The sequence below is a fragment of the Microbacterium kribbense genome, assembly GCF_039537285.1.
In the GTDB taxonomy this organism is placed as follows: domain Bacteria; phylum Actinomycetota; class Actinomycetes; order Actinomycetales; family Microbacteriaceae; genus Microbacterium; species Microbacterium kribbense.
Genome location: NZ_BAABAF010000001.1, coordinates 386829 through 413630 on the forward strand (window position 1 = coordinate 386829; position 26802 = coordinate 413630).

The window sequence follows — 26802 nt, forward strand, 5'->3', positions numbered from 1 at the left end:
TGCGGCCTACGACTTCGGCGTGTAGACGAGGTCCGCCGCGTTCAGGTCCTTCTCCAGCGTGCCGTACTTCTTCGTGAAGCCGATCAGCTCCTGCATCAGGTCGACGTTCAGGTCTGGGCTGAACACCGGCAGCCGGATTGCGTTGGCCATCTCGGCAGCCACGGACGTGTACTTGGGAATGATCGCGCGGACCGCGTCCGGGTTGTCGCGTGCGTATTCCACGGCCTTCGTGATCGCGCGTGTGAAGGCGGCCACGGTGGCGGGATGCTGGTCGATCATCTGCTGCGATGTCTCCCACGCGCCGTTGGGGAAATGCTTGCCCATCACGACGTACGGCGTGTCGACGACGTGCCCGCCGGCCTGCAGTACGGCCGTGACGAACGGCTCCGGCACCAGCGCGGCATCCACTCGTCCCTGGGCCAGGGCCACCGGCATCTCGGGGAACGGGATCTCGGTGAGCTTCATCTTCGAGTCGTCGATGCCCTGCTTCTCCAGGGATGCCCGTACCTGCACCTCGGCGACGCCCTTCAGCGCGTTCACTGCGACGGTGGCGGTGGCCAGGTCCTGCGGGGTCTTCACCGAACTGCCCTTGCCGGCCACGACGATCTGCCAGTCCTTGTCGGGGGTGTCAGCACCGGTGTCGTTGCCGGCGAGGAACTTCAGAGGCAGGCCCTGCGATTGGGCGGTGAAGGCGGGCACGTAGCCCGAGGCGATGAAGTCGAACGAGCCGCCGAGCAGCCCGGTGATCATCGCGCTGCCGGACTGCACGTTCTGAATCGTGACCTTCAGCCCCTCGTCGGTGAAGAAGCCCTGCTGCGCGCCCAGCTGCACCGAGGCGAGGTTGGCTGTGGGGAGCGAGGCGACCGTGATGGCCACCGGCTCGCCGGGTGTCTGGTTGTCGCCGCCGCCGCCGGGAGAGCCGGACGAGCATGCCGTGACGGCGAGCAGGGATGCCGCCAGCAGCGCGGCTGCGGTGGTCAAGCGGGTAGTGCGTGAGGACATCGTCGTTCTCCTAGGGGGTGGGGGAATCAGTTCTCATCCATGGAGTGGCCGAGCAGCCACGAGGGAAATGCGACCGTTTTGGCGTCGATCACGAACGGCCGGTCGCGCGGGCCGTTCAGCCAGTCCTGCAGCGGCGTGATGTCGTCCGCCGAGCGCACCGTGATCGCCTCGCACCCGTACCCTCGGGCGATGGCGGCGATATCGGTCTCGGGGAAGCTCACCGTGTCGAGTTGGTCGGTGACGTGCTTGAAGTGCTGAACCTCGGCGCCGTAGGCGCTGTCGTTGTAGACGAGCACGAGCAGGCCCAGCCGCAGCCGGACGGCGGTGTCAAGCTCGACGTGGCTCATCATGAAGCCGCCGTCGCCGACGCCGGCGACCGGCATGCGGTCGGGGTGGGCGAGTCCCGCCCCGATGGCACTGGCCAGCCCGAGTCCGATCGACTGGAACGCGAGCGGAACGCTGTAGCCGTGCACGTCGGGCACCTGCAGGTATGCGCCGGGGTAGCCGTTGAAGTTGCCGCCGTCGGGAACGACGACACGCGCGAGGGGGATCATCGCGTCGACCGCATTGGTGAACGCGCGCGGATCGATCCGCTCCGCGTCGCTGCGATCGTCGAACGGCTGCTCTCGCCAGAGCAGAGTCTCGGCGAGCTTGCGCTGCACATCGTCGGTGCGGTATCCATTGCGCGCGACCGCGCGTGCGGCCAGCAGATCGGCGACGGCCTCGGCGACCGCAGCGGTGTCACCGAGCACCCCGAGGTCGATGCGGTGGTGGCTGCCCAGGGCATCGGGAGTGTCGTCGACCTGGACGATCGTCTTGTTCTTCAGGAGCGAGCCGTTTCGGCTGGTCCAGCGGTTCAGGCCGGCGCCGAACGCCACCAGGACGTCGGCTGCGGCGATGAGCTCAGCGCCGCCGTCGGTGGCGAAGCCGCCCATCACGTCGATGTGCCACGGGTCGTCGTGGAACAGCCCGCGCGCCGCCGCCGAGGTGGTCAGCAGTGCGCCGATCCGGCTGCCGATGCGTACGATCTGCTCTTTGGCGTGCCAGCCGCCGCGGCCGGCCACCAGCACCGGGCGCTCAGCACCGGCGAGCAGGTCGGCAAGGGCTTCGATCGTCGCACCGCCGGCACCGGCGCGCTGCACGGGCGGCACGGTGGGGACGGCACCCTCATCCCAGTCGACCATCGCCGTCTGCAGGTCGATGGGCACTGAGAGCACGACCGTGCGGCGGTCCTTCACGGCGTGCAAGTAAGCGCGGTACGTGTCGGCCACGGCGGTCTCGGGTCGGTGCACGCGCATCGCAGCGGCGCCCAGGGCGGCGACCGCGTCGTCTTGGTCGATGTAGAAGTTGGATGTCTTCGCGAAGCCGGGGGTGTCGCCGGTCAGGATGATGATGGGCGTGCGCGCCTTGGCGGCCTCGGTGATGCCGGTCATGGCGTTGGTCAGGCCGCAGCCCTGGTGCAGGCTGACCACGGCGACCTCGCCTGTGGTGCGGGTGTAGGCATCGGCCATGCAGGTCGCGCCCATCTCATGCCGGGCGGCCACGAACGGCATCCCCCCGGTGAGCAGAGCGTTTGTCATATGGAAGTTGCCGCTGCCGACGACTCCGAAAACGCGGCTCACACCGAGGTGGGCGAGTGTGCGGCCCACCGCTTCGGCGACCGTGACCTGACGAACCATGCTGTTGCCCTCCGCTTCGTTGCGCTGTTGTCGAGCTTGGCAACCCGTGTCGCATAAGTCGAATGACGATTACTTAGGTCGTCCATCAGTAGGGCTAATGAACATTCGCCTCGCGTGTGCCGAGCGAAGGTGGATGCCGCGCGCGGAATCGGGGATCCTGGCCGCCCGGCCGTCCCCCGCCATCCGGCGTCGGCGTGCCGCCGGCGATCCCCGATCTGATGCACGTGGAGGGCGGCTAGGTGCCGGCCGCGAGTCGCGGCGGGATGCCGGCAGATGACGCCCGATGCCGGCAGATGACGCCAGATGTCGCAATCTGACGGCGTGTGTCGGCGGCCTCGCATGCCGCCCGGAGCCGCGCATACAGTTCGGGGCATGACACTTCTGAGCACCTTTTCCGAAACACCCGAGGCCCCCGAGGTCACCGACGACGAGCGCGCCGAGCGGCTGAACGCAGCCGCTGCGACGTGGAGCGGGCGCATCGCCGCCGACCGCACCAGCGCGCACCTGACCTATCGCGTCGAGGGCGCCGCGGTCGGTTCGGTCGCCACGCGCATCACGGCCGGGCGACACGAGTTCACGATCGACGAGCCGGCCGCGCTCGCCGGCGACGACGCCGCCGCGAGCCCCGTCGAGTACGCGCTCGCTGCGCTGATCGGCTGTCAGGTCGTCGTCTACCGGCTGTACGGGCAGGTGCTCGGCATCCAGGTCGACGACATCCACGTGCGCGCCGACGGCGACCTGGATGCTGCCCGGCTGCTCGGTGCCGACCCCGACGTGCGCGCGGGGTTCAGCGCCATCCGGCTGCAGATCGAGCTGACCGGGCCCGAGACGCAGGAACGCTACCAGCAGCTGCGGGCAGCCGTGGACGCGAACTGCCCGGTGCTCGACCTGTTCACCAACCAGACCCCGGTCGAGGTGACTGTCACCAAGGCATGACCCGGGCGGGCGGGCGAGATAGTACGATCTCGCCCGCCCGCTTCGTCACTGCGCCCGGGAGCCGCGGCGCTTGTTGATGACGTCGAACGCGACAGCGGCGAGCAGCACGAGGCCCTTGATGAACTCCTGCCACTCGGTGCCCACGCCCATGATCGTCATGCCGTTGTTGAGCACGCCGATGATCAGGCCGCCGATGATGGCGCCGCCGATCGTGCCGATGCCGCCGCTGACGGCGGGGCCGCCGATGAAGACGGCGGCGATCGCGTCGAGTTCGAATCCGTTCCCGGCGCTGGGGCCCGCCAGGTTCAGCTGGGCCGTGAAGACGAGCCCGGCCAGGGCCGACAGCACGCCGATGTTCACGAACAGCAAGAAGCTGACCCGGTCGGTGTTCACGCCGCTGAGTCCGGCCGCCCGCTTGTTGCCGCCGATCGCATACACGTGGCGGCCGAATACGCTGTTGGCCATCGCGGCCGAGTAGGCGACCACCAGCACGCCGAGGATGATGAGCACGACCGGCGTGCCGCGATAGCTGGCCAGCAGCCACGCGATGCCCAGGATCAGCACCGACATGAACGCCGTCTTCAGGACGAACCAGCCCAGCGGTTCGAGGGTCAGGCCCTCTGTGGCCCGCGCGCGCCGCGACCGCAGGCTCATGCCGATCAGTGCGATCACCGAGCCGATGCCGATGATCATCGTCAAGGGTTCCAGGAACGATGTGCCGCCGCCGAGGTCCGGCAGGAACCCCGAGCCGATCGCACGGAAGCCGTCGTCGAAGGGCGAGATCTGCGTGTTCTGCAGCAGGATCTGCGCGAGTCCGCGGAACAGCAGCATGCCGCCGAGCGTGACGATGAACGATTCGATGTGGAAGTACGCGATCCAGAACCCCTGCCAGGCCCCGATGACGGCTCCGGCGATCAGGCACAGCAGCACCGTCATCCACCACGACATGCCCAGCTTGTTGTTGAGCACACCGGCCAGCGCGCCGATGACGGCCACGACCGATCCGACCGACAGGTCGATGTGGCCGGCGATGATGACCATCACCATGCCGATCGCCAGGATCAGGATGTAGCTGTTCTGCACGATCAGGTTCGACACGTTGCGGGGGCTGAGCGTGATGCCCTGCGTGACGATCTGGAAGAACAGCACGATCACGATCAGCGCGATGAACAGTCCGATCTGGCGCAGCTGACCGCTCATATAGGCGACGGTGCTGCTGACCAGCCCACCTCCCGTGCGGCGGGCGGCCGTCTGGGTCATGCTCATAGGTGGTCCTCTTCTTTGATCTTGGTCATGCTGCGCATGAGGCGTTCCGGAGTGGCGTCGGCGCGGGGGATCTCGGCGGTGATGACCCCTTCCGACAGGGTGTAGATGCGATCGCACAGGCCGATCAGCTCGGGCAGTTCGGACGAGATGACGATGATGCCCTTGTTCTGATCGGCGAGGCGGTTGATGATCGTGTAGATCTCGTACTTCGCGCCGACGTCGATGCCGCGGGTGGGTTCGTCGAGGATCAGCACGTCGGGGTCGGCGAACATCCACTTCGATAGCACGACCTTCTGCTGATTGCCGCCGGACAGCTTGCCGGTGAGCGTGGCCACCGACGGCGCTTTGATGTTCATGTCGTCCCGGTACTGCTCGGCGACGACATGCTCGTGGTTGCGGTCGACCCAGCCGAACCGGCTCAGCTTGCCCAACCCGGCCGCCGACACGTTGCGCGCGATGTCCTCGATCAGGTTCAGCCCGTACGTCTTGCGGTCCTCGGTGGCATAGGCCAGCCCCGCGCGGATGGCAGCCGGGACCGTGCGCGTGTTCACGGGCTTGCCCCGCTTGTAGACCGTCCCCGAGATGTCCACGCCCCAGCTGTGCCCGAACACGCTCATCGCGAGCTCGGTGCGGCCGGCGCCCATCAGCCCGGCGATGCCGACGATCTCGCCGGCGCGCACCGACAGCCGCGCCCCGTCGACGACCTTGCGGCCGCGGTCGGAGGGGTGGTGCACGGTCCAGTCCTCGATGCGCAGCAGCTCCTCGCCGATCGTCGGGGTGTGCTCGGGGAACCGGTTCGTGAGGTCGCGGCCGACCATCCCCTTGATGATGCGGTCCTCGTTCACCTCGGCGCTGGACGCGTCGAGGGTCTCGATGGTGTGCCCGTCGCGGATGATCGTGACGGTGTCGGCGACCTTCTTGATCTCGTTGAGCTTGTGCGAGATCAGGATGCTGGTGACCCCCTGTGCCTTCAGCTCCAGGATGAGATCCAGCAGCCGGGCCGAGTCGCCGTCGTTGAGGGCCGCGGTCGGCTCATCGAGGATGAGCAGTTCGACCTTCTTCGACAGCGCCTTGGCGATCTCGACGAGCTGCTGCTTGCCCACGCCGAGTTCGGCGACCTTCGTCGCCGGGTTGTCGAGCATGCCGACCCGCTGCAGGTACTCCCGGGCGAGCTTCTCGGTGGTGCCCCAGTCGATCCACCCGCCCGTGGCCCGCTCGTTGCCGATGAAGATGTTCTCGGCGATGCTCAGGTAGGGGCTCAGCGCGAGCTCCTGATGGATGATCACGATTCCGGCCTTCTCCGAGTCGGAGATGCTGCCGAACTGGCAGACCCGGCCGTCGTAGACGATGTCACCCGAGTAGGTGCCGTGCGGGTAGACACCCGAGAGGATGTTCATCAGGGTGGACTTGCCCGCACCGTTCTCGCCGCAGATCGCGTGGACCTCGCCGCGCTGCACGGCGAGGGTGACCTCGGACAGCGCCTTCACCCCGGGGAATTCCTTGGTGATGGAACGCATCTCGAGGATCGGTGCCTGATCCATGTCGCCTCCTTGCGATGAAGAGCCGGGATGCCGCAGCGGTGCGTGTGCGGCATCCCGACGGTGGTGTTACTTGAGGTCGGCTGCGGTGTAGTAGCCGCTGTCGATCAGCGCCTTCTGGTAGTTCGCGACCGTGACCACCAGCGGAGGCAGCAGGTAGGTCGGCACGATCTTCTTGCCGTTGTCGTAGCTCTTGGTGTCGTTGACCTCGGGCTTCTTGTCCTGCAGCAGTGCCTCGGTCATGGCGACCGCCTGCTTGGCGAGGTTGCGGGTGTCCTTGAAGATCGTGGAGTACTGCGAGCCCGCGATGATCTGCTTCACGCTGGCGACCTCGGCGTCCTGACCCGTGATGACCGGCCAGGTGCTGGCGCCGACCTTGTACCCGCCGCTCTCCAGCGCCGCGATGATGCCGTCCGAGAGCCCGTCGTACGGCGAGAGGATGCCGTCCAGCTTGGTGCTGCCGGTCGAGTAGCTCTTGGCGAGCAGGTCGTCCATGCGCTTCTTGGCCGTCGCCGGGTCCCACCCCTGGATCGCGGTCTGGTTGAACGCGGTCTGGCCGCTGGTGACCACGAGCGTGCCGTCGGCGATCAGCGGCTTCAGGATGCTCATCGCGCCGTTGTAGAAGAACGTCGCGTTGTTGTCGGTGGGGCTGCCGGCGAAGATCTCGATGTGCCACGGGCCGGTCTTGCCTGTCTTGGCGCCGCTGTCGTCGAGGTAGCCGAGACCGGTCAGCAGCGAGTTGGCCTGCAGCACGCCGACCTTGAAGTTGTCGAACGTCGCGTAGTAGTCGACGTTGGCGTCTCCGGTGAGCAGGCGGTCATACGAGATGACCTTGATTCCGGCGGCCTTCGCGTCGTCCAGCTGCTGGCTGAGCGAACCGCCGTCGATCGATGCGATGATGAGCACCTTGGCGCCCTTGGTGATCATCGCCTCGATCTGCTGACCCTGGGTGGGGATGTCGTTGTTGGCGTACTCGAGGTCGGTCTTGTAGCCGGCATCCTGCAGGTACTTCTTGACGTTGTCGCCGTCTTGGATCCAGCGCTGGTCGACCTTGGTGGGCATCGCGATGCCCACCAAGGCACCCTTGTTGACACCTGCGCCGGCGCTGGAGCCCGGGTCTGCGGTGCCGCCACGGCCGGCGCTGCACGCGCTGATGCTGAGGGCGAGGGCTGCGCCGACGGCGATGACGGCGGCCAGCTTCTTGGTGCGGAACAACATGGTTCTGCCTCCTTCGATGAACTTCGGACAGGGGTGGAATCTTCGACAGATCACGTGATGAAGGGGCGGAACGTCCTGTCGGCCGGGTCATCCGACGGGCACTGGGTGCCGGTCGCGAGAACCGCTTCGTCCTGACTCACGGGCCGAGCATCGGTTGTGCTGCGAAAAAGTTACCGGTAACAAAGGCCGCGGACGACGTTACGACTCATGAGCGGTGATGTCAATACCCCGATTGCGAAGATTGCGGATCGGGCGCCGGCGGCCGGGCGCCGGCGGCCGGGTCAGGCGCCGGCGCCAGCGGCGGGTGGGGCAGTGGACGCGCGGACGACGAGCTGCGGCACCAGCGGCGGCGGCTCGTCGGGTATGTCGGTTCCCGAGATCTGTGCCAGCGCGAGTGCCACCGCGCGGCGGCCGCCCTCGGCGAAATCCTGCCGGAGCGTGGTCAGCGGCGGCAGGTAGTGCGCGCTCTCGGGCGTGTCATCGAAGCCCACGACGCTGATGTCGCGGGGGATGTCGGCGCCGTGCTCGTGCGCGGCGTGCATGAATCCCAGCGCGATCTGGTCGTTGGCGCAGAACACCGCGGTGAACTGGGATTGTGCCAGCAGCTGCCGGCCCACGGCATAGCCGGATTGCGCGCTCCAGTCGCTGGGCAGCACGCTGACCGGGTGCAGACCTGCCGCGCTCAAGGCGGCCCGCAACCCGGCTGTCCGCGCGGCAGCCTCCGGCCAGTTCGTCGGTCCGGCGATGACGGCGATGCGGGTGTGGCCGAGGCCGAGCAGGTGCTGCGCGGCCGTCTCGGCGGCGGCGGACTGCTCGGTGAACGCGGCGGCCTCACCCGACCCGTGCATCGTCACGATCGGCATCCCGGGGCGCGCCGCGGCGACGGCGGCGTGGGTCTGCGCGCTGGGTCCGATGATGATCAGGCCTGCGGCATCCTGGCTCAGCAGGTGACTGAGCGCCTCGCGCACGCTGTCGGCATCGCCGGGGTCGACACCGGCGATCGTCACGGAGTAGCCCACCGCGCGGCCGGCCAGTTCGATCGCGTTGATGGTGCTGCTGGGCCCGTACAGCAGTCCGCCCGCGGCATCGAGCACGCCCAGCAGCTGGGCGTGCCCGCGGGCGAGCGCGCGCGCGGTGCGGCTGGGCCGGAAGTCCATCTCGGCGATCGCCCTCAGCACCCGGTCGCGCGTGGCCGCGCTGACGTCGGCGGGCTTGTTCAGCACCCGCGAGACGGTCATGTGCGAGACGCCGGCCCGCGCCGCGACATCTCGGATGCTCGGCGGTTGGTGCGCGCTGCGGGCAGGGGCCATGCTCCGATTATGTGGCACCGGCGCCGGGTCAGCGGCTACTTCACCGCCCCGGCGACCATCCCCTTGATGAAGTACTTCTGCAGCAGGAGGTAGACCAGCAGCACCGGGATCACCGAGAGCAGGGATGCCGCGGCCGCGGCGCCCAGGTCGGATTGGCCGCCGAAGAAGCTGGCGATCGCCGGCGCGATGGTGCGGCGGTCGGGCGAGGTGAGGAAGAATCCGCTCAGCGCGAATTCGTTCCAGATGTTGACGCTGGTCAGGATCACGACGGTCGCGGTGACCGGCTTGAGCATCGGCACCACGATGTGCAGCAGCACCTGCCACATCCGCGCGCCGTCCACGGTGGCGACCTCTTCGATCGAGGTCGGCAGGCTGCGGATGAAGGCCGTGTAGAGAAATACCGAAATCGGAATGTTTCCGGCGACCATGACCAGAATGATGCCCCAGTATGTGTTCAGGCCATGGAATGAGGCCATCATCGAGTACAGCGGCACCAGAATGCTCAGCGGCGGCACCATCATGAGGCCGATGAAGCCGAAGCTGATCGCGGCATTGGCCTTCGAGAGCCGCCGTGCCAGCGGGTAGGCGGCCAGCGCGCTGAGCACGCAGACCAGCACCGTGCCCACGACGGTCACGATCGCACTGTTGCCGATCGCGACCAGAATGTGCCCCTGCGCGATGGCCGCGGTGAAGTTGTCCCAGGCGAAGCCCTGCGTCGGTGGCACCCATTGCGAACTGAGGTCGGTCTTGTGCTTGAGGGCCGTCGTGAGTGTGATGTAGAAGGGGACCAGCTGGATGACGATCATCACACCCAGCCCCAGGCCGATGAGCACCCGCGCGATGCGCTGTTCGGCCGCCTCGCGCAGCTCTTGCGGGGTGCGGCTGTCCGCGGTGATCGGATGCCTGCTTCTGCTGCCGTGCCGGCTCATGACAGCTCCAGTCGGCGCTTGTTCAGCAGCGTGTTGACCACCAGTGTGAACGCGGCGATCAGCAGGAACAGCGCCACGCCCATCGCCGACGCGTAGCCGGCGTTCTGGTTGCCGAAGTAGGTCTTGCTGATCAGCGTCGACACCGAGTTCGTGGCGTAGCCCGGTCCGCCCCCGGTGAGCACCCGGATCACGTCGAACAGCTTCAGACCGCCGATCAGGTTGATCACGATGCTGGTCACGAACGCGGGCTGCAGCATCGGCATCGTCACGTTCGTGAACTGCGTCCAGGTGCCGGCTCCGTCCACGCGCGCGGCTTCGTAGTACATCACCGGGATCGCCTGCAGCCCGGCCAGATAGATCACCATCGAGATGCCGACGAACTGCACCGAGTTGACGATCGTGATGATCGCCGTCGCTGCCGCCGCGTCGGCGAAGACCGGAATGCGCTCGCCGCCGAACGCGACCACGATGTCGTTGAACCCGCCGGTGCCGTAGGCGAAGAACAGGTAGTACATCGTCCCCATCACCACCGGCGAGACCAGGACCGGCAGGTAGATGATCGCGCGGGCCAGCCCACGACCGCGGATGGCGCGATCCAGCGCGAGCGCCAGGGCGAGCCCGAGCACCTGCTGGATGATCGTGCTGCCGAATCCGTAGATGAGCGTGTTGCCCAGGGCCTGGCCGAAGTTCGCATCGGTGAACAGGCGCAGGTAGTTCACGGCGCCGACCCACGACTTCTGCGGACTGTATCCGTTCCAATTCGTGAACGACAGCGAGATGCCCTGGATGAACGGGTACACCGTGAAGACGATGACGACGGCCAGGGCCGGCAGGTACAGCAGGTTGATGCCGCGAGAGGCGAACGCCGCGCCGTGCGTATGCCCCCCTCGTCGCCGCCGCGGTGCACGCACGCCAGGTGCCGACGGTGTGGTCGTCGGCACCTGGGTGGTGTGCGTCATGGCTCGCCTCTCGCGGAGTCGCTCACGGCCGCGCGGGCCGGCTCACTTCTGGCCGAACAGGCTCTTGAAGGTGTCGGCCAGCTTCTTCGTGGCATCCTGCGCGTGGGACTGCCCGGTGATCACACTGTCGGTCGTCGAGACCATCGTGTCCCACGAGCCGTTCGGCAGGTACACGCGATCGAAATACGGCCACAGCGGATACGTGCCGCCCTTCGCGAACTGGTCGAAGCTGTCCTGCAATGGCCCGAGGTCGGAGGTGGCGTCGGTCAGTCCCGGCTCGCTGTTGAGTGCCGTGGCGAACTCGCCCAGGTGGGCCGGCTCGGCGATGAAGGCCAGGAAGTCCAGTGCGGCCTGCTTGTTGGGGGAGTTCTTCCACACCCCATAGGCCGTGCCCTCGCCGCCGACCAGGAACGGCGTGCCGGTGAAGTTCGGGATGGGCATGAAGCCGAGTGTGGCATTGGGGTTGAACGTGAGCGCGTTGGCGACCAGCGTGTTCTGGATGAACACGAACGCCGTCTTGCCTTCGGCGAGCGATCGGGCGATGCCGTCGGTCGCGATGCTCGAGTAGTCGGGGTTGAAGTACTTCGCCTTGCTCCACTTCTGCACCTCGTCGAGCACCTTCACGTACTGGTCCGAGACGAACGTGCCGTCGGTGAACTGCTTGAGCGTCGCGTCGTCGAATGCCCCCGATGCCATGAAGTCGGCCACGTCGCCGGCGAACCAGTTGTCCTTGCCCGACGAGGACAACGGGATGATGCCTGCCTTCTTCAGCGTCGCCAGCGCGGCGTCGAAGTCTGCCCAGGTCTTCAGCGTCGTCGGGTCGATCCCGTTGTCTTTCAGCACGGTCTTGTTGTAGACGATGCCGGAGATGTCGGTGGTGATCGGCAGCGCATAGAACTTGCCGTCCTTGCTCTTCATCGCCGGAGCGAGCGCGTCGTTGAAGTTCTTCGCCCACGGCTGGTCGTTCAGCTCCTGCAGGAACGGCGAGTACCGCAGCAGCGACCAGCCGTGCGTGGACCAGAGGTCGGGAAGATTGCCCGAAGCCATCCGCACCTTCATGTTGGCCTCGTAGTCGCCCGAGAGCGGCACGAGGTTGATCGTGACGTTCGCGTGATCGGCGTGGTACTTGTCGGCGAGGGTCGTGAGCTCCTTCATCGCCGGGTCGCCGGTGGCCAGGCCGGTCTCGAATTCGAGACTGATCTTCTTGCCGGTGTTGCTGGTCTGATCGTTGTCTCCGCCGCCGCCGCCGGCAGCGCAGCCGGCCAGGGCGAGTGTGGCGATGGCGAGCACGCCGATGCCTTTGATACAGGACTTCATTGTCATTCCCTTGCTTTCGAGCCGATCGAATGCACGCAGGACGCGTGACAAGGAACAGACCCAGCGACGGGTCCTCTGGTTGTGCGGAAAAGTCTACGCGCATTGCATAAGTGTTGACAAGCAGCCGATACCTGCTTGTTATTTTTGTGATCCGGAGGTGAAATTATGCATGTGATGCGCGTAGACTCCCGTGCAGTCGCATCCGCGCAGCACGGCGTCGGATGCGTGCGGTCAGTGTCGACGGAGGATCTGGATGGGCTTTTCACTGGGAATCATCGGCGCCGGGCAGTTCGCCCAGCAGTTCGCGCCGCTGTTCCGGCACCATCCGAGCATCGCTGACGTCTACGTCACCGACGTCATCCCGGCCCGTGCCGACGCGCTCGTCGCGGCGCACGGCTTGACCGGAACGTTCGCATCGACCGAGGCCATGCTGGCGTCGGACGTGGATGCGATCGCCATCTTCACCCAGCGGTGGACACATGCTCCGCTGGCCATCGCCGCGCTGCGAGCCGGCAAGCACGTCTACTGTACGGTGCCGATGGGGATCGCCACCGACGAGCTTGCCGATGTGATCGCCACGGTGATGGCCAGCGGCTTGACCTACATGATGGGCGAGACCAGCTATTACAACCCGGCGACGGTGTTCGCGCGCGCCAAGGTCGCCGCCGGTGAGTTCGGTCGCATCTTCTATGCCGAGGGCGACTACGTGCACGACATGGACCTGGGCTTCTATGACGCGTACAAGTACAGCGGGGGCGAGAACTGGAAGGCGACGGCGAGCTACCCGCCGATGCTGTATCCGACGCACTCGATCGGCGGCGTGCTGGGCGCGTGGCGCACGCATGCGGTCGCGGTCAGCTGCAACGGCGTCGTGGATGATCGAGGCGACGGCGTCTTCGACCGGACGGTCAGCCAGTTCGACAACGACCTCTCGAACGCCACGGCCTTGTTCGAGATGGCCGGGGGCGGGTCGATGCGCACGAACGAGTTCCGCCGCGTCGGGTACCCGTCGTACCTGCGCGAATCCCGCTATCGCTACTTCGGCACCGAGGGGTCGTTCGAAGAGGGCGCCACGACGGCGTTCTGGCAGACCAGGGACGGGGTGGAGGATGTCTCGGACCTGGTCGCCACGCACGCGACGATGAGCGTGGACGATCCCGCGCTGGCGCAGATCTCGCCGGCACTGCGGGCGGCGTTCGTCTCCGGCTATGCGCGTGTGCACGATACTTCGCGCATACCGCCGGAACTGCGGGCGCTGCCCACCGGCCACGAGGGCAGCCATCACTTTCTGGTGGACGACTTCGCCACCGCAGTGCAGACTGGGACCACACCGCCGATGAACGCCTGGATGGCTGCGCGGTGCACACTCCCGGGAATCATCGCGCACGAATCCGCACGTCGTGATGGGGAGCGGCTGGCGATCCCGGATCTCGGCGACGCGCCCGTCGCTCCGCCCGTCGACGCGTGAGGGGGCCAGGGTGCGAAGCGTGAACACACCGCGACCCGCGACGCGGACCGACGTGGCCCGGCTCGCCGGGGTCAGTGACGCCGTCGTCAGCTATGTCGTCAACAGTGGTCCGCGGCCGGTGGCCGCGGCCACCCGCGCGCGGGTGCTCGATGCGATCCACGCCCTGAACTATCGCCCGAATGCGACGGCGCGGGCGCTGAGTCGGGGGATGTCGGATGTGTTCGGCATGCTCGTGGTCGACGCCCGCAACCCGTTCTTCGCGCAGCTGGTCTATGCCGCCAATCGCGAGAGCAGTGCGCACGGGCACTCGTTGATGACGGTATCGACCGGCGGCAGCCCGCTCAGTCTGGACGAGCAGGTGGACGAACTCGTGGCGCGGCGGGTGCGCGGGCTGATCAGCGTGCATGCGTTCACGCCGCGGCAGATCGAGCGGCTGCGTGGTCAGGGCATCCATGTCGTGGTCATCAACCAACCGGCGGCGACGCCCGGCATCCCGTCCGTGCGCGTCGACCTGCCCGCAGGCGCGCGCACCGCGGTCGAGCATCTGATCGGGCATGGGTATCGCCGGATCGGGTTCGTCGGGGCGGCGGAGTACCGCAGCGCGCGCGAGCACGGGTGGGCCGACGCGGTGAGCGCGGCCGGACTGCCGCTCGGACCGCGCGTGTTGACCGAGTACTCGCTGGACGGCGGGTACGACGCCGGGCTGCAGCTGCTGCAGTTGGAGCATCGACCCGATGCCGTGTTCGTCTCGTCCGATCAGATGTCGATGGGGCTGCTGGCGGCGGTGCATGCCGCGGGGCTGCGAGTGCCCGAGGACCTGGCCCTGGCCTCATTCGACGGTGTCACCGAATCCGCGTACCTGTGGCCCCCGCTGACGACAGTGCGCCAGCCGGTGGCCGAGATCACGGCCGCGGCCGTCGCAGCCCTGGTCGCGGACGATGACGATGTCGACGTGGTGCTTCCGACCGAGCTGGTCGTGCGCCGATCGTGCGGGTGCCCGCCTTGACACCGTTCGGCGTGCCGCCGAGTCAGGCTGTCAGCGCGGTCAGCAGTGCGGTGCCGACCGGGACGCCGAGGCCGGTGCAGGCATCCCACCCCGGCCCGGCCGAATACGCCCCGTTGTCGCCGGCGGTGATGTCGCGAAACCCGGCGGGTGCCTGGCCGGCGCTCACCCCCGCATAGACCGTCGGCTGCAGCAGCCCGAACGGCCGGCCCGCCGCCTGCGCGAGTCGGCAGATGAGCGCTGCCCACAGCGGGGCGACGGCACTCGTGCCGCCGTAGACCGCGGACTGCCCGTCCACCCGCACCTGGTATCCGGTCTGCGGGTCGGCGTCGCCCGCGACGTCGGGCACACCGCGGCCGGCGCCGCCGCCGCTGGTCGCCCGCACCGGCACCCCGACCGCGCTCTGCCACGCCGGCAGCGCGAACGCGTCGCTGACCCCGCCGCCGGTGGCTCCGCCGCTGGACCCGTCGTTCCACACCGCCTCGCCCGCCGGGTTCGGCAGGCTCGTGCCGCCGCAGCCGAGGGCGTGCGGGCTGGATGCCGGAAAGTCGACGTGCGGCGACCCGTCGGCGCCGCGGTCGCCGCTGCCGTTGTCGCCGGCGGCGACGGTCACCGTGACTCCGCGCAGCGCAGCGTCGGCGAGGGCCTGATCCATCGCGGTGCGCGCCTGCGGCGTCCACTGGTCTTCGCTCTGCCCCCAGCTGATGCTCATCGCCGTCGGGGCGGTGTCGGCCCGGTACGCCTCCGCGATCGCGTCGAGAAAACCGGCGTCTGTGTTGGGGGCGAAGTACACGAGGAATTCGGCGGCGGGGGCGAGCGCGCCGGCGACCTCGATGTCGAGCATCACCTCGCCGTCGCTGTTCGGATCCGTGCCAGGTGAGTTCGCGGCGCCGTCCACGCCGACCGCCGACACGGCCGGCAGCGGCACGCCGAGGCCGTCGAAGTAGGCGTGCAGGTCGTCGGTCGCATACCCGCCGCCGAGCTCGATGATGGCCAGGTGCTGCCCGGTGCCGTCGGTGCCGGGCGGAAAGCTGTAGGCCTCGCCGACCTGGATCGGCGTGTAGCTGATGGCCGCCGCATCGACCCGGCGGCTGTGCGCCCGCGCCTGCGGCCGGTCGTCGAGCCCGAGCACGGCCGTGACGATGCCGGCGAGTGCCGGCGGCAGGGCGATGTCGTCAGCGTGGTGGCGGAACGAATCCGCGCCCTGGTTCGAGCGCAGCAGATGTATTCCGAAAACGGAATTCATCGTCGCGGCGGTGCCGGAGACGCGGATGCGGCGGGTCGCGGCATCCACCTGCACGATATCGATGCCGGCGGCGCGCAACGTGCTCTGCACCGTCTCGATGTCAGCCGGATCGGCGCCGTACCGGTCGGCGAGCTGCCCTGCCGTCAGCAGCTGCGCGGCGGTGGCCGGCGCACCCGCGGCGGCGTCGGGCTCGGCCCGCCGGCGCAGCACGAGCGTGGCGGTGACCTGTTCGTCGTCGGGGAGCGGTCCGAGAAGCTGCGCGTCGAGACCGGTAGGACGCGAGCTGCCCGGCAGAGGGGTTCCTTCGTGACCTGTCATACCTTCATGGTGCACCTGTTGGGCGCGCGGCGGGGCGGTCTCTCGCGGCGCGTGAACCCGCCCCGGCGGCTTCGCGGTGCAGCTGGTCGATTCGGCGCTGGCCTCTTCCGGGTTGTACCAGCGCCGGCAGCTGTAGGCGGGCGGGGTGGCCGTTCAGCCGACCTCGCGCGTCTGGACGGGGAATGCGAGCCGGCGCAAGAGGTGGCTGAGCGTTCCGAACTCCTGCTCGCTCAGGTCGCCGAAGATGTGCGCACTGGCGGACTCGACCGCGACGCGGACGACCTCGTGGCCCGCTCGACCCTCATCCGTGGCGACGATGACGTTGGAACGGCGGTCGACGCTGTCGAGCTCGCGGCGCACCCATCCTCGCTCCTCGAGCTGGTCGACCACGGCGACGACCTGACTGGGGTGCAGCATGAGGAACTCGCCGAGCTGTCGCTGCGTCGGCCGCGTGTCGGACACGGCGAGCGCCAGTACGGCATAGGAGCGCGCGGTCAGGCGATGCTTCGTCATCTCGGTGTTGACCGCGGCCAGCGACAGCGTGTTGGTCCGCGCCAGCAGGAATGGGACGTCGTGGCCGACGATCGTCTCGGTGAGTGCGCTCGTGCGCCGGCGCCTCTTTGCGCTCTGTCCCATGGTTGATGCTCCTTGTGGTCGCTGCTTCCGACCGTATCGATCGTTCTCCGCGATACGGCAGAACACATCCTTGTGTTCTGATTCTAAATAATTTACAGTTTGAACTGTTTGATTGGATGCAAGGGAGCACCAGATGGGTCACATCAACGCACGAGCCGGCCGTCGCAGGGCGAAGTGGAAAGGCCGTTCAGCGCTTATCGGGGTCGTCGGCCTCGTCGCGGTGCTGCTCTCGGCGTGCAGCGGAGGCAACCCCGGGTCGCTCTCGGGCGGACTGTCCGCACAGAGTCAGTCGCCCGGTGAGCAGCCGTTCACCCTGGGGGCCGTGAGCTCGATCAGCAACCTGGTCTGGGAGTACGCGAAGGGCCAGGGGTACTACTCCGATCAGGGACTCGACCTGAAGATCGCGACCGCGGACTCCGGCCCCGCTCTGGTCACTGGAGTGATCAACGGAACCTACGACGTGTCGACCCTGGCCGCATTGCCGGCCCTCGTGGCGATCTCAAAGGGCGCCGACCTGCGCATCTTCAATGCGACGAGCGAGGTGGCGCCCCGTCACGGCACGTCCGGCGTGCTGGTCGCCGCCAAATCGTCGATCACGTCCTACAAGGATCTGGTGGGCAAGACCGTGGCCACCAACGCGCTGACCTCGCTGAACGTGCTCGTCACGAAGATGGCGGTCAAGGCGGCCGGTGGTGACCCGAGCGGCATCAAGTTCGTCGCGCTTCCGTTCAAGTCCTCGCTGCAGGCGGTGGCACAGGGGCAGGTCGACGCGGCCGTGGTGATCACGCCGTTCATCACCCAGGGCGAAGAAGCCGGGCTCCGCAATATCGGCGACCCGACCGCCGATGCGCTGCAGGAGGGCACCTCGTACAACGTCGTGATCACCTCCGGCAAGACCGCGCAGAACAAGGCCGCGGCCATCAAGGGGTTCAACCAGGCGAGTGACAAGGCCGTCGACAAGCTCGTGGCCGACCCCGACATGATCCGCTCGCTTGCGCAGACCGAGTCGATCGGCGTCAGCAAGAACGACGCCGAGAAGATGGACCTTCCCGACCTGTCGAGCAAGCCGGTGGACGTGGCGAAGCTGCAGGCGCTCGCTGACGCGGCCCAGCAGTATGGTTTCATCGCGTCGAAGCTCGACGTGTCGAAGTACGTCATCACCCCCTGAGCAGGACTCCTGCACAGACGCACAGCGTGCTCCGGCACGTGGTGGCATCACGAGGAAGTGAGAGAAGCACGATGACGCAATCCAGTGTGAATCCGACGACGCAGGTCCCGACGGTGCCGGCCGTCAGAGTGATGGGTCTGTCCAAGACCTACGGAAAGGGTCCGGCGGCGTTCCAGGCGATCGCCGACATCAGCTTCGAGGTCTATCCCGGTGAGATCGTGTGCATCATCGGTCCGTCCGGTGCCGGAAAGACGACCTTCCTCAAGTGCATGTGCGGGCTGCTGCAGGCGACATCGGGGGCCATCGAGTTCGAAGGCAAGCAGATCAGCGGCACGCCGGATCGACTGGCGCTGGTCTTCCAGGACTACGGCCGATCGTTGATGCCGTGGCTGAACGTCGAGCGCAATGTGCGACTGCCGCTGAAGGGCAAGCGTCTGAGCAAGGACGAGATGCGTCTCCGCGTCGACGACTCACTGCGCGCCGTCGGGCTGGAAGCGTCCGCGCACAAGTATCCGTGGCAGTTGTCGGGCGGTATGCAGCAGCGCGTGGCGATCGCGCGGGCCCTGGCATACCGCCCGCACGTCCTGCTCATGGACGAGCCGTTCGCCGCCGTCGACGCACAGACGCGGATGGACCTGGAAGACCTCGTCCTCAAGATCCGCGAAGAGTTCGGGATCACGATCCTGTTCGTCACGCACGACATCGAGGAGTCCATCTACCTCGGTGACCGTGTTGCGGTCCTGGGACCCGCGCCGACGCGCATCCGACGAGAGGTGACGATCGACCTGCCGGAGAATCGCAACCAGGTCGACACCAAGACGGAGCCTCAGTTCGGCGAGTACCGACGCGAGCTCATGTCGCTGCTGGACCGCCAGATCTCTTCCGAGCGCTCATGAGCACCGACACGGCGACGTTCGCCGCTACCGCCCTTCGGAAGAGCAGGGAACCGCTGTGGCGCCGCCGTCGCGTGCAGTTCGCCGCCGCGGTGGTCATCGACCTCATCCTCGTCTACGTCGTGTGGGAGGTGCTGTCCACCACCGGGGTGCTGCCCCAGCGGTTCTTCCCCGACGCGAACTCCGTCATCCACCGTCTCGGCCAGCTGCTGGCGTTGCCGGCGTTCTGGGCGGTCCTCGGTCAGACCCTGCAGTCGTGGGGGCTCGGTCTCATCATTGCAGGGGTTTCTGGCACGGTGTTCGGGATTCTGTTGGGCTCGAGCGATCGGGCGTACCGGTTCTTCCGGGTGATCATCGAGGTGCTGCGTCCGATTCCGCCGATCGTCATCCTGCCGCTCGCGCTGCTGCTGCTGGGCGTGACCCTGCAGATGAAGCTGCTGCTGATCGTGCAGGGCACGTTCTGGGTGGTGCTCCTGCAGGCGGTGTACGGGGTCCGCTCGGTGGACGCGATCACCCTCGACACCGCGCAGGTGTACGGCATCTCGAAGGTCCGGCGGTTCCTCACCATCCAGCTGCCCGGCTCGCTGCCGCTGATCGTCACCGGCATCCGCATCGCCGCGATCTTCGCGCTGATCGTCTCGATCGTCGCCGAGCTGGTCGGTGGCGCGCCGGGACTGGGCAACGAGATCCTGAAGGCGATGAGCACCGGCGACAACGAGACGATGTACGCCCTCATCCTGCTCACCGGCGTCCTCGGCGTCATCATCACCGCAGTGTTCAGCGGACTTGAGCGGATCGTCCTGTTCTGGCACCCCTCGCACCGGGAGGTCTCGCTGTGAACGGCGTCACGACCAAGACCTGGCGCGTCGTCTGGGAGTTGATCCTGCCGGTCGCGCTGGTCGTGATCTGGTGGTTCTGGTCGGCTGCCTCCACGAACATGTACTTCCCGCCTTTGGGAGACATCCTCGACTCCTTCGGGCGGACGTGGTTCGGCGACGGGTTCCTTCAGCACGTCGTGCCCAGTCTGCGCAACCTCATCATCGGCTACATGATCGGCTCTGTGATCGGGATCGTGCTCGGCGTCGCCATCGGCCGCGTCGGCTGGTTGCGCTGGCTGATGACGCCGATCGTCGAATATGCGCGTGCCCTGCCGCCGCCCGCACTGCTTCCCTTCGCGATCCTGCTCCTGGGCATCGGGCCCGAGATGCAGGTCGGGATCATCGTCTTCGGTGTGGTCTTCGTCGTGCTGCTGAACACGATCGACGGCACGCGCGGCGTTGAGCCGACCCTCGATGACGTGGCCACGGTCTACCAGATACCGCGCCGGTATCGGCTGACCGAGATGCTGCTGCCCGCCGCGTCGCCGCAGATCGTCGCGGGGCTGCGCACCGGCATCTCCCTCGCGGTGATCCTGATGGTCGTCAGCGAGATGACCGCCGCGACGCAGGGCATCGGCTTCTTCACCTTGCAAGCGCAGCAGAACTTCAACTTCACCGACATGTGGAGCGGCATGGTGCTGCTGGCGGTCATCGGCGTGCTGGCCAACCTGCTGTTCGCGTGGTTCGTCGAACGGCCGCTGCTGTTCTGGCAGGCGGGCGCGAACGCGAAGCGATGAGGGACCGGCCGCCCCGGCGTCACGCCGGGGGCGGCCTGGTCCTGCACCGTGCAGATTCCCTGAAGGAGGCAAACGTGCCGATCATCCCCGAAAGCGCGCAGGAGTACGCGCGCGGCTACGAGAGGTTCGCCGGCACGGCGGCCGAGCTGTCGTCGCAGTCGACGCCGGCGTGGACGGTGCCGCCGACCGCGGGCGAGGACGCGCCGAATGTGATCCTGATGCTCGTCGACGACATGGGCTTCAGCGACATCGCGCCGTTCGGCGGTGAGATCGACACCCCGCACCTGGACGCCGTCAGCGACGACGGGTACCGGCTGACGAACTACCGCACGGCGCCGATGTGCTCACCCGCGCGGGCGGCGCTGCTGACCGGTCTGAATCCGCATCGGGCCGGGTTCGCGACGGTGGCTCATGGGGATGCCGGCTATCCCGGCGCAACACTGCAGATCGCCGACGATGTGCCCACCATCGCGGAGTCGTTCCGCGCCGGCGGGTACGCCACGTTCCTGGTCGGCAAGTGGCACCTGACCAAGGAGTCGCTGCTCAATGATGCGGCCGACAAGTCCTCCTGGCCGTTGCAGCGCGGGTTCGACCGGTATTTCGGATCGATGGACGGGTTCACGACCCTGCATCAGCCGCACCGACTCGTGTCGGACAACAGTCCGCTGACGGTCGATGACTTTCCGGACGACTACTACCTCACCGACGACCTGACCGATCGCGCGCTCGGCATGATCAAGGCGCTGCGGGCGAGCGAGGGCCACAAGCCGTTCTTCCTCTATTTCGCGCACCAGGCCGTGCACGCCCCGCTGCAGGCCAAGCCCGGCGACCTCGACAAATACCGTGGCGCCTATCAGAGCGGATGGGATCACATCCGCGACATCCGGTTCCGCCGTCAGATTGAGCAGGGGCTGTTCCCGGAGGGGACGGAACCCGGTCCGCGCAACACCGCGCCGGGGGCCGAGGTCGCCGTCTGGGACGAGCTCACTCCCGAGCGGCAGGACCTGTTCGCCCGGTACATGGAGACGTATGCCGCGATGATCGACAACCTCGATCAGAACCTGGGCAGGCTCATCTCGCACCTCAAGCGCATCGGCGAGTACGAGAACACGATCATCGCGTTCACCTCGGACAACGGAGCGACCGGCGAGGGCGGCGCCGCCGGCACCAGAAGCTATTTCAGCCAGTTCGGTTTCCACGCCGACCTGCCCGAGCGGTGGCAGCGCGACGTGCCGCGCGACCCGGACCTGATCGGCGGACCGCGCGCCTTCGTCCACTATCCACGCGGGTGGGCGTATGCCTCGAACACGCCGTTCCGCTATTACAAGCGCGACACGTTCGAGGGCGGCGTCCACGCGCCGCTGCTGTTGAGCTGGCCTCGGGGCCTTCCGCGTCGCGCCTCCGATGATGGGCTGCGCGACCAGTTCGCGTATGTCACCGACCTGGGGCTGACGCTGCTGGATCTGGCCGGCGTACCGCGTCTGAGCCGGCGGAACGGGGTCGCAGCGAAGGAGGTCGACGGCGTCCCGTTCGCTCGGCTGCTGCGCGACCGCAGCGAGCCGTCGCCGCGGACCACCCAGTACTCCGAGATGGTCGGCAACCGCTCGCTGTACGACGGGCGGTGGAAGATCGTCACCCGCCACCTGCCGGGCACGGCGTTCACCGATACCGAGTGGGAGCTCTACGACATCGCCGCCGACCCGACCGAGAGGCACGACCTCGCGGCGCAGAATCCAGAGATCGTGCAGCAGATGGCCGCGCAGTGGAACCGCGAGGCATGGCACAACACCGTGTTCCCGCTCGACGACGACGGCACGACGCGCTCGTTCCGGCCGTCGACCGACCTCGTGTACGAGCAGCCGGTGACGCTGTACCCCGATACCCCGACACTGGAGCGGTACCGGTCCAGCAAGCTCATCCGTCTGCGTGACGTCGAGATCGCGGCACGCTTCTCGATGGCCGGTGAGGATGCCGGTGTCCTGGTCGCGCACGGGGATCAGGGCGGCGGCTACGTGCTCTTCATCGAGGACGGGCAGGTGTGCGTCAGCTACAACCAGTTCGGCGAGATGCAGCGGATCGCGGCACCCATCGGGCCGGGAACGCATGAGGTGGTCGTCCGGTTCACCTGCCGGCCCGAGCTCGCCTGGGACGTCGCGCTGATCGTGGACGGCCAGCAGCGCGCGCGGCTCGACGACCTGCTGCAGATGCTCGGCATGGCCCCGTTCACCGGCATCAGCGTCGGTGTCGACCGCGGGTCACCGGTTGACTGGAACCTGCACGAGCGATTCCGGTCGTTCCCCTTCACCGGCAGTGAATTGGAGGTCACCTACACGCCGGGGGAGCGGGCCGCCTACAATCCCGAAGTCATCAAGCAGGTCGAGCGGGTCGTCAACCGGATGTACGAATAGCGCGGCATCGCTCAGGGGCGCTCGGCCTACGCACTTCGATAGCTTGAGTGCATGATCCTTCCTCCGGCTGACCCGGTGTACTTGATTCTGGCGATCGCGGGCGGTCTGCTGACGCTCGTGGTCAGCCTGCTGCTTATTTACCTCGTGATCAGACTGGCGATCACACACGGGATGCTGGCTTACTCGCACCAGCTCGGGGAGGAGCGTCGCCTGCCCGTCCATCGTGAGTAGGAGGGTCCAGCTTCGGACGAACCTCATGCGTCGCCCCCGTTGCGCGAGTCGAAGTCGGGCTGCTGCTTGCGGATGAGCTGTGCAGCCGCTCTGCCGCATCCCGGTGCCCTCGCCCTCCCGCCGCCATCCGGCGTACCCTGAGCGAAAGCGGCGCTTGCGCCAGCGTGGAGGAGGTTGCCCATGGCCACGGTGAGCGTGCGGTACATCGTCGACGACGTCGACGCGGCGATCGCGTTCTATGTCGGCCGGCTCGGATTCGCCGAGGTGATGCATCCGGCCCCGTCGTTCGCGATGCTCACCCGCGGTGACCTGCGCCTGACGCTGAGCGCGCCGAGCGGGCAGGGCGGCGGCGGGCAGGCGATGCCCGACGGCACGGTGCCGCACCCCGGCGGGTGGAACCGGTTCGCACTCGAGGTCGACGACCTCGACGCGCTCGTGCACGAACTGCAGGCGGCTGGAGTGCGCTTTCGCAATGACATCGTGACCGGGGTGGGCGGGCGGCAGATCCTCGCCGAAGACCCCGCGGGCAACCCGGTCGAGCTGTTCGAGCCGAGCATCGCCGAGGCGCATCTGCAGCAGAACGGCGCGTGAGCGCCGGGGCGGCATGCCAGGGTCACCGCCCGTCCGCGGCATCCGTCACATGCTGGGGTTGTCGATCGCCCAGCGCCACGATCCGTCGGGCTGGCGCCGCGCGATCTCGGCGGTGACCCGGCCGTCCGACATCCGCGTCGAGGTCAGCGCCAGGTCGCCCGACAGCAGCACCGGCTGCAGCTGCGAGCCTTCCCCGCCCGGTGTGCGTTCGGTGAACACCTGGCGGAACACCTCGGCGATCGCCGTGTTGCCGCGGGTCTGCTCGCCCGGCGGCAGCGCCAGCACGGCGTCGGGCTCATAGAGCGACGCCAGCCCCGCATAGTCGCCGGCCTGCACGAACTGCACGAACAGACGCGGGATGTCTGCGGGGGTGGCTGCGGTCTCGCGTGCCTCATCGGTCGTCATGGGTGCCTCCGTGGGGAATGGATCCGGGGATGTTGCGGATGCTTTCAGCCTGCCACCGTCGGCGAGGGTGTGGGCGCGGATTCTCGGCCGGCAGCGCTGCACGGTGCATCAGCGCGGCACGTCGCGGGGCGCGAACTGGGCGAGGGCGGCGCTGTACCGCTCTGGCTGGTCGCGGGTCTCCGCGGTGACCAGCAGCGCGTGCGGCCCGATCGTGGGCCGGCATGTGGACACGACTTTGATGCCTGCGCGCGACTCGACCAGGCATGGGGGCGACCGCCACGACGCGTGAGAGGATGCTGGGCGAAGCCCTGGCGACGCCCGTCGCCGCAGCGAGGAGGATTGCCGCATGATCGCCCCCGTCGTTCTCGGTGAGAACCGTCCCACCCCGCGCCCCTACCGCGGCGGCGCGGCGATCGAGCGCTTCCGGCGCCTGGCCGACAGTGGCCAGGAGTGGCTGCCCGAAGACTTCGTGGCATCCACCGTCACCACGTTCGGATCCGCCGAGCAGGGCCTGACCGTCATCGACGGCATCACGCTGCGCGACCGCATCGCCGCCGACCCGGCCGAGTATCTCGGCGAGGCGCATCTGGCGGCCTTCGGCGCCGACACGAAGCTGCTCAGCAAACTCCTGCACACCGGCGACCGCATCTTCGTGCACGCGCACCCCGACGGCGCCTACGCGCAGCGCGAGCTGCACCTCGCCAACGGCAAGACCGAGGCGTGGATCATCCTCGACGTCGACGGCGGCCAGGGCAGTGCCTGGGTGGGTTTTCGCGACGATGTCGACGAGGCGACGCTGGCGACGTGGTTTCAGACGCAGGATGCCGCGACGATGCTCGGCGCCATGAACGAGATCACGCTGCGGCCCGGGGACGTGCTGTTCGTGCCGGCCGGCATCCCGCACTCCATCGGCGCGGGCATGCTGATCCTCGAGCTGCAGGAGCCCGCCGACCTGTCGATCATCCTCGAGTACGCGCCATACGAGCGGCTGACGAAGGCGGATTCGCTGCTCGGCCTCGACGAGGCCACCGCGCTGCGCGCCGTGACGCGCGCCGCCGTGAGCGCGGCTCAGATCGACGGATGGCTCGGCCGCGTGTCACCGGGATCGTTCCTGCCCGCGGCCGCCGCCGCGTTCTTCCGCGCCGAGGGCGTCGTCGTCACGGCGGGCCACGACGTCGAGCTCGCTGCGCAGTTCGCCGTGCTCGTGGTGACCGAGGGCGCGGGCGAACTCGCGTGGGACGGCGGGGTGCTGGCGGTGCGCGCCGGTGACACCGTGCTCATCCCGTTCGGCGCAGGAACGGTGCGGGTCTCGGGCGACCTCACGGCCGTTCGCGGGATGCCGCCGGCGGCCGGCTGATCACCGGGCGCTGCAATTCATCGCCCAGGCATGCTGCACACCGTCGGCTAGAGCCGCGTCGTGAGCTCACCACCACGCGGCGTGGGCGCGCGGGCTACCGGAACGCCTGCTCGCCGGTGAGGAGCTGCCCGAGCACCAGGGTGTGCATCTCGACGGTGCCTTCATAGGTCAGCACGGATTCGAGGTTGGCGGCGTGGCGGATGACCGGGTATTCGAGTGAGATGCCGTTGGCGCCGAGGATCGTGCGGGCGGTGCGGCAGATCTCGAGCGCCTCGCGCACATTGTTGAGCTTGCCGATCGAGACCTGCTCCGGGCGCAGCAGGCCGGCGTCCTTGCGGCGCCCGAGATGCACGGCCAGCAGGTACCCCTTGATGTACTCCAGCGACATGTCGGCGAGCTTCTGCTGGGTCAGCTGGAAGGCGCCGATGGGCCTGCCGAACTGCACGCGCTCGCGCGCGTACCGGCGGGCGGCCTCCAGACTCGAGCGCGCGGCGCCCAGCGCACCCCACACGATGCCGTACCGGGCTTCGTTCAGGCACGACAGCGGGCCTTTCATGCCGCGGGCCTCGGGCAGCATCGCCGATGCCGGCACCCGCACCCCGTCCAGGACGAGTTCGCCGGTGGCGGAGGCGCGCAGCGAGAGCTTGTGCCTGATCTCCGGTGCACTGAATCCGGGGCTGTCGGCGGGCACGATGAAACCGCGGATGCCGTCGTCGGTGCCGGCCCACACGATCGCGATGTCGGCGTACGGGGCGTTGGAGATCCACATCTTGCGGCCGTCGATCACCCAGTCGCCACCGTCCCGACGGGCGCGGGTGGTCATGCTGGCGGGGTCGGAGCCGGCGTCCGGTTCGGTCAGCCCGAAGCATCCGATCACCTCGCCCGCGGCCATGCGCGCAAGCCACTCCTGTTTCTGCTGCTCGGACCCCCAGAGCCAGATCGCGAACATCGCGAGCGATCCCTGCACCGATACGAGGGAACGCAGGCCGGAGTCGGTCGCCTCGAGCTCCAGGCAGGCGAGGCCGTACTGCGTGGCGGTCATGCCGGCGCAGCCATAGCCGTCCAGGTGCATGCCCAGCACGCCCAGCGCACCGAGCTCGCGGGTCAAGCCACGGATGTCAGGGATGCCGCCGGCCTCGAACCACTCCGCGATATGCGGTTCGACCCGCGCATCCAGCATCGCGCGCACCGCGGCGCGGACTTCTCGCTCCTCGTCGCTCAGAAGGTCGTCGAGGGCCGCGGGGTCGGCCGGGTCCGGCGCGGGCAAGGACATGGGATCGGTGTGACTCATCGGTGTTCCTCCTCGTGG

Annotated in this window: 25 protein-coding genes; 11 read left to right on the forward strand and 14 right to left on the reverse strand. The window is 67.9% G+C overall.

The window, feature by feature from the left end:
• Positions 1–6 precede the first annotated feature (6 nt).
• On the reverse strand, positions 7–1002 hold the full coding sequence (locus ABD705_RS01790) for an ABC transporter substrate-binding protein (protein WP_344779893.1): 996 nt from the start codon (positions 1000–1002) through the stop codon (positions 7–9).
• Positions 1003–1028: 26 nt separating this feature from the next.
• Entirely contained in the window at positions 1029–2681 is a 1653-nt protein-coding gene (locus ABD705_RS01795) for a thiamine pyrophosphate-binding protein (RefSeq protein WP_344779895.1), read from the reverse strand.
• 372 nt (positions 2682–3053) lie between these two features.
• On the opposite strand from ABD705_RS01795, the gene ABD705_RS01800 reads away from it, so the two are divergent.
• A complete protein-coding gene (locus ABD705_RS01800) occupies positions 3054–3617 on the forward strand; it encodes an OsmC family protein (RefSeq protein WP_344779897.1) in 564 nt (187 codons plus the stop codon).
• Between the two features lie 45 nt (positions 3618–3662).
• On the opposite strand, the gene mmsB is transcribed toward ABD705_RS01800, so the two are convergent.
• From mmsB to ABD705_RS01835, 7 genes are all read right to left on the reverse strand, one after another.
• The gene (gene mmsB, locus ABD705_RS01805) at positions 3663–4883 is read right to left on the reverse strand and encodes a multiple monosaccharide ABC transporter permease (RefSeq protein ID WP_425562007.1); all 1221 of its coding nucleotides are present in this window, start codon (positions 4881–4883) and stop codon (positions 3663–3665) included.
• Positions 4880–6424, reverse strand: a complete 1545-nt coding sequence (mmsA, locus tag ABD705_RS01810) for a multiple monosaccharide ABC transporter ATP-binding protein (protein WP_344779899.1) — start codon at positions 6422–6424, stop codon at positions 4880–4882. The genes mmsB and mmsA overlap by 4 nt, the downstream gene beginning before the upstream one ends.
• A 66-nt stretch (positions 6425–6490) precedes the next feature.
• Positions 6491–7639 carry a multiple monosaccharide ABC transporter substrate-binding protein gene (gene chvE / locus ABD705_RS01815; protein WP_344779901.1) on the reverse strand — a complete coding sequence of 383 codons (1149 nt, stop codon included), beginning with the start codon at positions 7637–7639 and terminating at the stop codon, positions 6491–6493.
• Positions 7640–7920: 281 nt separating this feature from the next.
• A complete protein-coding gene (locus ABD705_RS01820) occupies positions 7921–8949 on the reverse strand; it encodes a LacI family DNA-binding transcriptional regulator (RefSeq protein WP_344779903.1) in 1029 nt (342 codons plus the stop codon).
• A 35-nt stretch (positions 8950–8984) separates the two neighbouring features.
• The gene (locus tag ABD705_RS01825; protein ID WP_344779905.1) at positions 8985–9878 is read right to left on the reverse strand and encodes a carbohydrate ABC transporter permease; all 894 of its coding nucleotides are present in this window, start codon (positions 9876–9878) and stop codon (positions 8985–8987) included.
• Positions 9875–10837 carry a carbohydrate ABC transporter permease gene (locus tag ABD705_RS01830; RefSeq protein WP_344779907.1) on the reverse strand — a complete coding sequence of 321 codons (963 nt, stop codon included), beginning with the start codon at positions 10835–10837 and terminating at the stop codon, positions 9875–9877. Before ABD705_RS01830 ends, ABD705_RS01825 begins: the two co-directional genes overlap by 4 nt.
• Before the next feature lie 42 nt (positions 10838–10879).
• Positions 10880–12154, reverse strand: coding sequence for an ABC transporter substrate-binding protein (locus ABD705_RS01835; protein ID WP_344779909.1), 1275 nt, complete (start codon positions 12152–12154; stop codon positions 10880–10882).
• A gap of 253 nt (positions 12155–12407) precedes the next feature.
• On the opposite strand from ABD705_RS01835, the gene ABD705_RS01840 reads away from it, so the two are divergent.
• Both ABD705_RS01840 and ABD705_RS01845 read left to right on the forward strand, forming a co-directional pair.
• Positions 12408–13622: a Gfo/Idh/MocA family protein gene (locus tag ABD705_RS01840; RefSeq protein WP_344779911.1), complete on the forward strand. Its 1215-nt coding sequence runs from the start codon at positions 12408–12410 to the stop codon at positions 13620–13622.
• 19 nt (positions 13623–13641) lie between these two features.
• A complete protein-coding gene (locus ABD705_RS01845; RefSeq protein ID WP_344779913.1) occupies positions 13642–14628 on the forward strand; it encodes a LacI family DNA-binding transcriptional regulator in 987 nt (328 codons plus the stop codon).
• A gap of 22 nt (positions 14629–14650) precedes the next feature.
• Here the strand turns inward: ABD705_RS01845 and ABD705_RS01850 are convergent, their stop codons facing one another.
• Together ABD705_RS01850 and ABD705_RS01855 are read right to left on the reverse strand one after the other, a co-directional pair.
• On the reverse strand, positions 14651–16189 hold the full coding sequence (locus ABD705_RS01850; RefSeq protein ID WP_344779915.1) for a S53 family peptidase: 1539 nt from the start codon (positions 16187–16189) through the stop codon (positions 14651–14653).
• A 153-nt stretch (positions 16190–16342) separates the two neighbouring features.
• A complete protein-coding gene (locus tag ABD705_RS01855) occupies positions 16343–16825 on the reverse strand; it encodes a MarR family winged helix-turn-helix transcriptional regulator (protein ID WP_344779917.1) in 483 nt (160 codons plus the stop codon).
• Positions 16826–16958: 133 nt separating this feature from the next.
• Between ABD705_RS01855 and ABD705_RS01860 the strand changes: the two genes are divergently transcribed.
• The 7 genes from ABD705_RS01860 (at position 16959) to ABD705_RS01890 (ending at position 23731) form a co-directional block, all read left to right on the forward strand.
• Complete coding sequence (locus ABD705_RS01860; protein WP_344779919.1) at positions 16959–17993, forward strand: ABC transporter substrate-binding protein; 1035 nt, start codon at positions 16959–16961, stop codon at positions 17991–17993.
• Positions 17994–18064: 71 nt separating this feature from the next.
• Complete coding sequence (locus ABD705_RS01865) at positions 18065–18889, forward strand: ABC transporter ATP-binding protein (protein ID WP_344779921.1); 825 nt, start codon at positions 18065–18067, stop codon at positions 18887–18889.
• Positions 18886–19725, forward strand: coding sequence for an ABC transporter permease (locus ABD705_RS01870; protein WP_344779923.1), 840 nt, complete (start codon positions 18886–18888; stop codon positions 19723–19725). Before ABD705_RS01865 ends, ABD705_RS01870 begins: the two co-directional genes overlap by 4 nt.
• Complete coding sequence (locus tag ABD705_RS01875; protein WP_344779925.1) at positions 19722–20501, forward strand: ABC transporter permease; 780 nt, start codon at positions 19722–19724, stop codon at positions 20499–20501. The genes ABD705_RS01870 and ABD705_RS01875 overlap by 4 nt, the downstream gene beginning before the upstream one ends.
• Before the next feature lie 74 nt (positions 20502–20575).
• Entirely contained in the window at positions 20576–22909 is a 2334-nt protein-coding gene (locus ABD705_RS01880; RefSeq protein WP_344779927.1) for an arylsulfatase, read from the forward strand.
• 51 nt (positions 22910–22960) lie between these two features.
• Positions 22961–23140 (forward strand): hypothetical protein, encoded by a 180-nt coding sequence (locus ABD705_RS01885; RefSeq protein ID WP_344779929.1) that lies wholly within the window; start codon positions 22961–22963, stop codon positions 23138–23140.
• Positions 23141–23320: 180 nt separating this feature from the next.
• Positions 23321–23731: a VOC family protein gene (locus ABD705_RS01890; protein WP_344779931.1), complete on the forward strand. Its 411-nt coding sequence runs from the start codon at positions 23321–23323 to the stop codon at positions 23729–23731.
• Positions 23732–23776: 45 nt separating this feature from the next.
• Here ABD705_RS01890 and ABD705_RS01895 read toward each other — a convergent pair whose 3' ends face one another.
• The gene (locus ABD705_RS01895; protein WP_344779933.1) at positions 23777–24136 is read right to left on the reverse strand and encodes a YybH family protein; all 360 of its coding nucleotides are present in this window, start codon (positions 24134–24136) and stop codon (positions 23777–23779) included.
• A gap of 108 nt (positions 24137–24244) precedes the next feature.
• Positions 24245–24367: a hypothetical protein gene (locus ABD705_RS01900; RefSeq protein WP_344779935.1), complete on the reverse strand. Its 123-nt coding sequence runs from the start codon at positions 24365–24367 to the stop codon at positions 24245–24247.
• A gap of 115 nt (positions 24368–24482) precedes the next feature.
• On the opposite strand from ABD705_RS01900, the gene ABD705_RS01905 reads away from it, so the two are divergent.
• Positions 24483–25493: a class I mannose-6-phosphate isomerase gene (locus ABD705_RS01905; RefSeq protein WP_344779937.1), complete on the forward strand. Its 1011-nt coding sequence runs from the start codon at positions 24483–24485 to the stop codon at positions 25491–25493.
• Between the two features lie 94 nt (positions 25494–25587).
• On the opposite strand, the gene ABD705_RS01910 is transcribed toward ABD705_RS01905, so the two are convergent.
• Positions 25588–26766, reverse strand: coding sequence for an acyl-CoA dehydrogenase family protein (locus ABD705_RS01910; protein WP_425562008.1), 1179 nt, complete (start codon positions 26764–26766; stop codon positions 25588–25590).
• Between the last annotated feature and the right edge of the window lie 36 nt (positions 26767–26802).